The 6,000-nt window shown below is 68.9% G+C and carries 6 protein-coding genes; 5 read left to right on the top strand and 1 reads right to left on the bottom strand.

Features of this window, described 5'->3' with window-relative positions:
• Window positions 1–11: 11 nt before the first annotated feature.
• From H0W40_RS10525 to H0W40_RS10545, 5 genes are all read left to right on the top strand, one after another.
• The gene (locus H0W40_RS10525) at window positions 12–1,892 is read left to right on the top strand and encodes an ABC transporter ATP-binding protein (protein WP_292445958.1); all 1,881 of its coding nucleotides are present in this window, start codon (window positions 12–14) and stop codon (window positions 1,890–1,892) included.
• 330 nt (window positions 1,893–2,222) lie between these two features.
• A complete protein-coding gene (locus H0W40_RS10530; protein ID WP_292445959.1) occupies window positions 2,223–3,650 on the top strand; it encodes a hypothetical protein in 1,428 nt (475 codons plus the stop codon).
• An 87-nt stretch (window positions 3,651–3,737) separates the two neighbouring features.
• Window positions 3,738–4,232 (top strand): nuclear transport factor 2 family protein, encoded by a 495-nt coding sequence (locus tag H0W40_RS10535; protein ID WP_292445960.1) that lies wholly within the window; start codon window positions 3,738–3,740, stop codon window positions 4,230–4,232.
• 300 nt (window positions 4,233–4,532) lie between these two features.
• Window positions 4,533–4,775: a hypothetical protein gene (locus tag H0W40_RS10540; RefSeq protein ID WP_292445962.1), complete on the top strand. Its 243-nt coding sequence runs from the start codon at window positions 4,533–4,535 to the stop codon at window positions 4,773–4,775.
• A 64-nt stretch (window positions 4,776–4,839) separates the two neighbouring features.
• Window positions 4,840–5,034: a hypothetical protein gene (locus tag H0W40_RS10545; RefSeq protein WP_292445964.1), complete on the top strand. Its 195-nt coding sequence runs from the start codon at window positions 4,840–4,842 to the stop codon at window positions 5,032–5,034.
• 153 nt (window positions 5,035–5,187) lie between these two features.
• Here H0W40_RS10545 and mnmH read toward each other — a convergent pair.
• Window positions 5,188–6,000, bottom strand: an 813-nt coding sequence (gene mnmH, locus H0W40_RS10550) for a tRNA 2-selenouridine(34) synthase MnmH (RefSeq protein WP_292445966.1), incomplete at its 5' end; no start/stop codon positions are given.

The raw sequence follows: 6,000 nt of genomic DNA on the forward strand, positions 1-6,000 counted from the left end.
GAAAAAGCAACGTGCTGCTCACCGTCGACAACCTGCGCGTGCGCTTTCGTCTCGGCCGCGGCGAGGAACGCACGCACATCGAGGCCGTGGGCCGCAGTGATGAGGGCGTGAGCTTCGAGATCGCGGAGAACTCGACCCTCGCACTCGTCGGCGAATCGGGCTCGGGCAAGACCATCACGGCCATGTCCATCCTCAACCTGTTGCCCGAGAACGCCGAGCGCCGCGGCGTCATCCGTTTCATGGGCCGCGACCTGCTCGCCGCTTCCCTGAGCGAGCTGCAGGCGCTGCGCGGCAAGGACATCGCGTGCGTGTTCCAGGATCCGATGACCTCGCTCAACCCGGTGTTTACGGTGGGCGACCAGATCGTCGAGCCGCTGCGCATCCATCTCGGCATGGGTCGGCGTCAGGCGCGCGCGCGCGCCGAGGCCTTGCTGAACGAAGTCGGCATGCCCGACCCGAAGCGCCGGCTCGATGCTTATCCGCACGAGCTTTCCGGCGGCCAACAGCAGCGCGTGATGATCGCGATGGCCATCGCCTGCGAGCCCAAGCTGCTCATCGCCGACGAGCCGACGACTTCGCTCGACGTGACCATCCAGCGCCAGATTCTCGAGCTGCTCGCGGGGCTGAAGGAGCGCATGCGCATGAGCATGCTGTTCATCAGCCACGACCTCGGCGTGGTGGGCGAGATCGCCGATCACGTGGTGGTCATGCGCGAGGGCACGGTGCGCGAACAGGGCCCCGTGGCGAGCATCTTCGCCGCGCCGCAAGACGCCTACACGCGCGCGCTGCTGGCCTGCCGGCCGACGCTGGAGCGGCCGCCCGCGCGGTTGATGGTCATCGACGAACACCTGGCGGCGCAACAGCTCGCTGTACCGCCGCGCGATAGCAGCGCCGGCGCCGAGCCGGGCAGCGGCGGCACCGGAGACCGCCGCGGATATGGCAACTCCAGCGCGGACGGCAGCGCCGAGGCCAACGCCAATGTCGGCGCCGGCGCCGGTGCGAAGACCGGCAATGTGCCGGCATCGCAGAGCCCTCATCCCAAGGACCCGAACGCGCCGGTGGTGCTGCGCGTCGAGTCGCTCAGCAAGAGCTTCTGGCTCCGCTCGGGCGTGTTCGGCCGCAAGGAGTTCCCGGCCGTGAAGAACGTGAGCTTCGAGCTGCGGCGCGGCCACACGCTGGGCATCGTCGGCGAGTCGGGTTCGGGCAAGACGACCACCGGCCTGGCCCTGCTGCGCCTGCACGAGGCGAGCGGCGGGCCGCTGTCGGGCAGCGCCATGTTCTACAGCGGCAACAGTGGCACATCGGGGCCTGGCGGACAGGATCTGCTCACGCTGAGCAAGGGCGACTGGCTTGCCTACCGGCGCCGCCTGCAGGTCGTGTTCCAGAACCCGTACGCCTCGCTCAACCCGCGTTTCACCATTGGCCAGACCCTGGTCGAGCCGATGGCCATCCACCGCCTGGAAAAGGACACCGCCGGCCGCGAAGCCAAGGCCCGCGCACTGCTCGACAAGGTCGGCCTGGAGCAAAGCGCCTGGGACAAGTACCCGCACGAGTTCTCCGGCGGCCAGCGCCAGCGCATCGCCATCGCCCGCTGCCTAACGCTCGACCCCGAGGTGCTGGTGCTCGACGAGGCGGTGAGCGCACTCGACGTGTCGGTGCAGGCGCAGGTGCTCAATCTCCTGAAGGACCTGCAGGACGAACTGGGCCTGGCGTATCTGTTCATCAGCCACGACCTCGCCGTGGTGCGTTTCATGGCCGACGAGGTGCTGGTGATGAAGGATGGCGTGGTGGTCGAACGCAACGATGTCGAGGCGCTGCTCGGCGCGCCGCGCGAGGAGTACACGCGCAGGCTGCTCGGCGCCATACCGCGGGGGTACCGCGCGGCGGTGTGAGAGGCGGCGGCGGCAGTGCTCAACGGGCGCTTCCCCGACGTGGACTATCGCGACGACATCACCGAGCTGCGTTCACTGCCTGCAGCAGCCGACCTTGAAGAACGGCAGCACGATCGGCATACCGTCGCCACCGGCGGTGCTGCGGGCGGATGGCAGCTTGATCAAACCCGGCTTGCGCGACCTCGAATGGCTGCAGGGTTTTGCCGCGGACTGGACGGCTCCTGCCGAGTCGGTGCTCGCAGTTCATCGCGGTGGAGCCCTGTCGGAAGCGCGGTCAGGGCCAGGTCAGGGGCTGTGCAACCATCGAGCGGGTGGCCCGCAGAATTCGCGATGCCGATTGACGAAGCGGTCGGTCTTGCTGCGAGCAAACTCATCCGGATGAACTCGGTACGGTACGTTGTGGGCTTTCGAACGGCGCGTGCGGCGTTGTGTCTGCTGCTGCTCGCCGCCTGCACCGACGCTCCGCGCCCCGACCTCCACCGTCTCTACCGCATCGGCATGAACGACGCCGCCCAGCCGCCGGTGATCCTGATCCCCGGTGTGTTCGGCTCGCGCCTGCGCGACCGCGCCAGCGGCGAGGAGTTCTGGCCGGGGCCGTGGTGGCGCATCCTGTTCTCGTCCTATGACGGACTCGCGCTGGACTTCGACCCGCAGACCAACGAGCCGCGCCCCTCCACGCTCGAAGCCGCCGGCATCGCCGAGCAGGCCTTCGGCCGCGACTTCTACCGCCCCATCGTCGAGACGCTCACCGGCCCCGGCGGCTACACGCGCGGCGTGCCCGGCACGCCGGCGAAGAAAGGCGAGCGGCGCCTCTACGTGTTCGCCTACGACTGGCGGCAGGACAACGTGGCCAGCGCGCGCGAGCTGCACCGGCTCATCGAGCTTGTGCGCCGTGACCACGGCGATCCCGCGCTGAAGGTCGACCTGGTAGCGCACAGCATGGGCGGCCTGATCGCGCGCTACTACCTGCGCTTCGGCACGCGCGACGTGCTCGACGGCCGGCCGCAGCAGCTCACGATGGACGGCGCGGCGAGCGTGCGCAAGCTCGTCCTGCTCGGCACGCCCAACCTCGGGTCGGTCAGTTCGCTGCACGCCTTCCTGAGCGGCGAGCCGGTCGGTCTTTCGCGCATCGCGCCGCGCACCCTGGCGACGATGCCCAGCGGCTATCAACTGTTCCCGCATCCGCTCGCGAGCTGGCTGATCGGCCTCGACGGCCAACCGCGCGGCGACGAGCTGTTCGATGCGGCGACCTGGCGGCGCCACCGCTGGTCGATCTACGCGCCCGATGCCGCGCCCGACCCTGCTGCCGAGCGCTACTTCGCCCACCAGCTCGAGCGCGCCCGACGTTTCGCCTGGATGCTCTCGGTGGCCGAGCCGGTCTCGCCCATCCGCTACGTCCTGTTCGGCGGCGACTGCCACCTCACGCCCGCGCGGCTGCTCGTCGAGCCCGGCAGCGACGGGCGCGACAGGGCCCGGCTCTCACCCGCCGACATCCGCGCGCCGCAGCCCGGCGTGGCGTACGAGGACGTGATGCTCGAGCCGGGCGATGGCCGCGTGATCAAGCCTTCGCTGCTCGCGCGCGACACGCTGGACCCGAGCGCGCCGCAGCACGAAGACAGCTTCCTCCCGGTGGCCTACCCCTTCTTCCTGTGCGAGCACCACAACCGGCTGACGGGCAACATCAATTTCCAGGACAACCTGCTGGGCGTGCTGCTGACACGAAATCTGCCTTGGGAGAACCCCAAGGTCGCCCGCTGAGCGCCGCGCCTCTGCGGGCATTGCGGATGCCGGCCCTCGGCCCCACCATTGATCATCGAGACTGTTGCACTACGGTTGGAGCCGTCGATGACGCAGGCGCCGCTCGCCACGCTGGAAACCTTCTACGACGCCTTCCGCGCGCTTGATGCCGACAGGATGCAGGCCTGTTACGCGCCCGATGCGCGTTTCGACGACCCGGTATTCGGCCTGTCGGGACGCGATTCGATCGGCGGCATGTGGCGGATGTTGTGCGAAGGAATCAGGGCGAACGGCCGTGCCGACTGGCGTCTCGAATTCCGCCATATCGCCGTCGAGCGGGGCTTGGGGCGCGCGCACTGGGAAGCGCGTTACCGCTTCAGCCCGACGGGCGCTCGCGTGCACAACGTGGTCGATGCCGAGTTCAGCTTCGACGACATCGGCCTCATCCGAACTCACCTCGACCACTTCGATCTGTGGCGCTGGTCGCGCCAGGCGCTCGGCACCAAGGGCCTGCTGCTGGGCTGGGTGCCGTGGTTCAACGCCCAGCTCCGCATCGAGGCGGCACGCCGACTCGACACGTGGTGTTCGCGAGCGCCGCAATAGACCGCAATAAAGAGAAGGCTGTCGCTGAAGGCGCTGCCGGCGGACAGGCGGCCGTGGGGCGGCCCGAGGCGCTCCGTGACCGTGCACACCACGACACGCACGACAGCCTGCGGCAGTCCAGCCGACAAAAACCGTCGCCCTCGGCCGTGCGTGTTCGGGCTGCGGGCGTCGCCGGCGGCACGCGGCGTGACAGACCGCACGCCGCCTCGAAGGATCGCCCGCACGGCTGGGGGTGAACCCCGAGAACGGCCACGCTGGCACGCAAGCTGCGAACGCTCCGCCCACACGCAGGAGATCCGCATGGCATTGAGCTTCAAACCCTGGCAGCGCATGAATCCCGCCCGCGGCGTGCCGCTCGGCGGCGGCTCTTCGGTGCTGCGCCTGGCCGCGCGCGAGCGTCAGGCCAGTGCCAAGACGCCCGCCTGGCTGGCCGGCCTGACCCGCGCCATGCGCTCGGCAGGCCCTGGCAGCGGCGCGCGGCCCCTGCATGCGGTGCTGGCCGGCGGCGATTTCGCGCCGAGCGAATGGCTCAGCGCGCGCTGAACCGCGCACTCTGAAAGCACCTCGCCCGATTCATTTTTTCAGCTGTATTCACGGGACTTCCGCCATGAACACGCCACAGCGCCTATCGCTCGCACCGACCGCAACCCTGGGTCACCAGCGTCACGGCTCGCACGTTGCGCTCGCGCTGTCGGTCGAGGCGCGCAGTCCCGTGCTGCCGTCGCGCGGCGCATCGCGGCAGCTCGAGCTGCCGTTCCTTGCGCAACGGGCGGCGCCACATCACAGATTGCGGACCGGTTGACTGTCCACAGGGGGGCGGGCGGGTCGGGGGGGTTGAGAGCGAGCTTCTGGCCAAACAACGTCCCGTTTCCCCTTTTTTTCTTTCTCCGAGCCGCTGCTGCGGCCGTTTTTCATTGCTGTCGCGAGCATGTCGCGCGGGGCGCTGGGCCTTGATTCAGCGACGAGTCGATTTCTGATGATCGGCAATCAGCCGTTGCGCGCTGGCCCGCAGCGTGGGCTCATCGAGCGATTCGAGTTCGAGGACCTGTGCAGCGTCGAAATCGACGTGGTTCTTGCGCGAGGACCGCGCGTACGCCAGGTCGTAGTGGTGGGTCATGAGGCGCTCGAACAACTCGGCAGCCTGGCCCTCCCTGGCCAGCCGCTGCCACAAGGCCATCTCCTCGTTGCCGACCAGCGGCGCCAGCTTGGCCAGCAGGGCCACCATGCCGGGCAGATCGGCCTCGAAGTGGGCGTAGTCTTCCCGCCAGAGCTTGACGCGCTCGGCCATGGGCGCCATGACCCGGATGATCGGCGCGTCGTGGATCGCCTCGAACAGCCCCTGGCTCAGTTGCACGGCACCGATGCGCTTGCTTTCGGCTTCGACCCACACCACCTTGGCAGGCGCGAACGAGCGCAGCCGGTCGTAAACCAGCGTGTCGAAGTACTTCTGCGACGGCTGCGCCACTCCCGGCACGGCGCCGATGAGCGAGCCCCGGTGCGAGGCCAGACCTTCGAGGTCGAGCACCTGGGCGCCCTCGGCCTCCAGGGCCTTCAGCAGCCGGGTCTTGCCGGCGCCGGTGGGCCCGGCGATCACGCGGAACTCGAACGACGGCACGAGCTTGTCGAGCCCGGCCATCACCCAGCGGCGGTAGTTCTTCCAGCCGCCCTTGATCGTGTCGACCCGAAAGCCGATGGTGCGCAGGTTGTCGGCCCACAGCTTGGAGCGCTTGCCGCCGCGAAAGCAGTACACGAGGATGCGCTCGTCGGG

The sequence above is a fragment of the Methylibium sp. genome (assembly GCF_013817345.1).
Classification (GTDB): Bacteria; Pseudomonadota; Gammaproteobacteria; order Burkholderiales; family Burkholderiaceae_C; genus Methylibium.